Below are 359 nucleotides of genomic sequence, written 5' to 3'. Positions count from 1 at the left end.
GCTACCAGCGTGGCATCCAGGATCTGGCCTGACATCGGCAAATACCCGGCGTTACGCAGGGTCGCATCAAAGCGGTTGAACAGCCCATCGATCGCACTCGCCTGKGTCAGACGCTCRCGAAACAGCCAGACCGTTTTGGCATCCGGCACGCGGTCCGACAGCCCCAATCCCAGAAAGCGCATGAASGACAGGCGGTCGTTGATCAGATATTCCGTTCGCTCGTCGGACAGATTGTTCAGCGTCTGGATGACCAGGATCTTGAACATCAGCTCCGGATCGAACGGGGGACGGCCGCCTTTGATCCTGTCTGAATAGGCCAGAGCCTTCTCCAGATCAGGGCGGAAGGCCTCAAAATCCAC

At 58.4% G+C, this 359-nt stretch carries 1 protein-coding gene; it reads right to left on the bottom strand.

Going from position 1 to position 359, the window contains the following annotated elements; genetic code table 11:
- Nucleotides 1-359: transposase (locus tag KP705_RS19570; protein ID WP_215765516.1), on the bottom strand; the 359-nt coding region annotated here is incomplete at both ends.

It is taken from the genome of Gluconobacter sp. P1D12_c (assembly GCF_018812105.1).
Taxonomy (GTDB): Bacteria; Pseudomonadota; Alphaproteobacteria; order Acetobacterales; family Acetobacteraceae; genus Gluconobacter; species Gluconobacter oxydans_A.
This window is presented reverse-complemented; position numbering and strand designations above follow the sequence as displayed.